The sequence below is a fragment of the Chamaesiphon sp. VAR_48_metabat_135_sub genome, assembly GCF_031418915.1.
In the GTDB taxonomy this organism is placed as follows: Bacteria; Cyanobacteriota; Cyanobacteriia; order Cyanobacteriales; family Chamaesiphonaceae; genus Chamaesiphon.
Window position 1 is genome coordinate 1 of record NZ_JANOJV010000035.1, and the last position, 2,610, is coordinate 2,610.

3 protein-coding genes are annotated in these 2,610 nt (G+C 41.1%); 2 read left to right on the forward strand and 1 reads right to left on the reverse strand.

All coding sequences use genetic code 11. The annotated features are described in order from the left end of the window. Positions 1-112: 112 nt before the first annotated feature. On the reverse strand, positions 113-1,243 hold the full coding sequence (locus RMO55_RS02495; protein ID WP_310422987.1) for a helix-turn-helix transcriptional regulator: 1,131 nt from the start codon (positions 1,241-1,243) through the stop codon (positions 113-115). A gap of 406 nt (positions 1,244-1,649) precedes the next feature. On the opposite strand from RMO55_RS02495, the gene RMO55_RS02500 reads away from it, so the two are divergent. Both RMO55_RS02500 and RMO55_RS02505 read left to right on the forward strand, forming a co-directional pair. Beyond that, a complete protein-coding gene (locus tag RMO55_RS02500) occupies positions 1,650-2,000 on the forward strand; it encodes a hypothetical protein (RefSeq protein ID WP_310422990.1) in 351 nt (116 codons plus the stop codon). Positions 2,001-2,240: 240 nt separating this feature from the next. Next, positions 2,241-2,610, forward strand: a 370-nt coding sequence (locus RMO55_RS02505) for a hypothetical protein (RefSeq protein ID WP_310422993.1), incomplete at its 3' end; no start/stop codon positions are given.

Consider the following 2,610-nt stretch of genomic DNA (forward strand, 5'->3'; position numbering starts at 1 on the left):
ATCGCGGTTGGGATCTAAGAGGATGTTTTGTGAGGCTAGATTCCCGACTTCTCCGAGAAGTCGGGAATCTGATAGATCTGATCTGTCCTAACCGCCTTGACAGCTCCAATTATTACCTCAATGGTAAAGAACGTAAAAATCCAAGTTTTCCTAAAGCTTGGGCGATCGCTTCTGTGCGGCTGCTGACTCCTAATTTGCGATAAATATTTTCTAAATGCTTGCGGATTGTACTTTGATGAACACTCAGTTGTAACGCGATCGCTTTGTTATTTTTGCCTTGAATTACCAAAGCTAAAACTTCGGTTTCTCGCTGGCTCAACCCTAACAATTCTAGCGAATTTAACGAAGATAGCGTCTGTTCTTCCAGCAATAATAGATATCTTACCCCAATTTCTTCGACTACCAATCGGATCTTTAATTCCCTACCAACTTGTTGGATTCGCAACGGTAGAATAGCTTTAGGTAGATTTGAATTGGGTGTTAAACCTACGATTTGATGCTCGATCCATGCCCACAAATGGTCTGGAAGTCGATCGACATTAATCGGCTTGGGAAAATAGATTTCTAACCAGATAATGGCTTGTGGGGCGATCGATTCTACCCGCCCCTGAGCATCAACGATCGCCACACCGAGACGATCGAGCGACTGTTGCATGTTGCTGTGTTCTTGTTGCAATTGATGATGCTGTTGGGCGTTGCAATATGCTTGCGCTAAGTGCGGACGTAATAGATTGAGGATCGATCGATCTCGTTCGGTGAAGTTGCGTTGAGTGCGACTAAATGCGAACCCAAACAAGATTAGATCTACCTTGCCAAATTTATTCCAACTACTAGGCTGAGGATTTGCAATAAAAACAGTCATCTGATCTTCACTCCCCATCGGTCGTAAAAACTGTTGATAAATTCCTGCAAGGCTATGGAGTTGACTTTGCGTGACAAAATCCGAGATTTTACAGACTCCATTGAGAGCCTCTGACATGTGCTCAAAAAGTGGATGTTCGACTAGATAGCGACTCTTAATTCTTTGCATTTCTGGTGTTAGACACGGAAAACCAGGGAGGACAGTATCCACAATTTGATGCGTCCGCATATTAGTAGTATGAAATACCGGAAAATCGCTAGAAACGAGCCGATTCACGATCGACAGGGCATCTACACCAAAGGTATCGAACTGGTGGAGGGTATAGAGATTTTGAATGCCTTGGTGAAGCTTCTGGGTGTCATCGAACGCTAACTGTTTCATAAGTCACAGTACTGCTGAGATAGAACTTATCTAAATTAACCCAGACTTTTCAGTGCTTTTGAAGCAATTGTAACAAAAACTTCATTGTCGGGTGGGTCAAATGACGAATTGATTCCTCAGTGTCAACAATATACTCTTGTATTAAATTACATCCAGGGTTGAAGGTTGTTAGAGAACGTCTTGCGGTGCGATCGCACTCGATGAATAAACTCGATCGACCAATCGTAGAAGTAAGTAGCAACCAATTCAAACCTCATCGCTCACAGTTTGAATCAGTAACTGAATGAAATTTACGACTCGATCGTAGAAGTAATTAGAAACCAATTTCAACCTAATAGTTTACACAAGGTAAATGGCAATGAATCAAAAAATATCGAGAAGTCGGATAGCAATAGCAATGGGAGTGATGTCGATCTCTTCGACACTACTAATTGCGAATGGAGCACTTGGCAATCCTAATGACATGTCAGGATCTTGGGGCATTGATGTAAATAAAAACACGGGGAATCTCGTAATAGATAGTGATGGAGGAAAGCTTTCTGGCAGCATCTTTGGTGAAAGTATTGAAGGATTCTATGTCTCAAGTTCTCGTCGAGTTGTATTTGTTCGACGGAAAAATGGGATTCCTTATCAACTTTATCAAGGGACAGTTTCTAGTAATGGTCAGAATATGAGTGGTCAACTACATGTTTGGAATTCAGCAGGTGGTGCATCGACATCAGGAGTGGATTTCAGCTTTTCTGCGACAAAAAAGTAGAGCAATAAGCTAATTATCGGTCGAGCCATTAGGGTGGGCACTGTCCACCACATTAAAACAAAAATATTTATATTATTTTGAAGAGGTGAGTGAATAGAATCAATAAACCAATCGTAGAAATAACTAGTAAAAAATAGTAGGGTGGGCAGTGCCCAGCACTTCAGACTCCTGTCTAAGTAGGCACATTTAAATCAAAGATAAATCAAAGATCGACCAGCTTTAAAATAGGAATAATCCACAATGACAAATATTAAATTTGAGCTAAAAACAACCGTATTAAACAAGATGATGAACAAAAGATATTTATCTATTTTGCTAGCAACATTAGGTCTAACGATCTCCTTGGCACCGATGGCTAAGGCTGAATATATCGAGCGAGTCGAATGTTCTTCGACTGGGCAAGTATGCGACAAAACCGCAGATTATACTTTCGATGCCGATGGTCGTAGTTCTTACGTTCTCAATATTAAGGCTCCTAACAGACATTGCTCCGCCGTCAAATATTCACTGAGCTGGCGAGATTCTAAGCGCAGTCGGACAGCTACTACTCGCTTTTTAAATCGTGAAGAAAGCGAAAAAATTAAACTCGGTAATAAATTCTCTGCTGGTA

What these genes read in the sequence shown, in the direction of transcription:
- RMO55_RS02500 (WP_310422990.1), top strand. Translation starts at nt 1,650, where the DNA reads ATGTCGATCTCTTCGACACTACTAATTGCGAATGGAGCACTTGGCAAT.
- RMO55_RS02495 (WP_310422987.1), bottom strand. Translation starts at nt 1,243, where the DNA reads ATGAAACAGTTAGCGTTCGATGACACCCAGAAGCTTCACCAAGGCATT.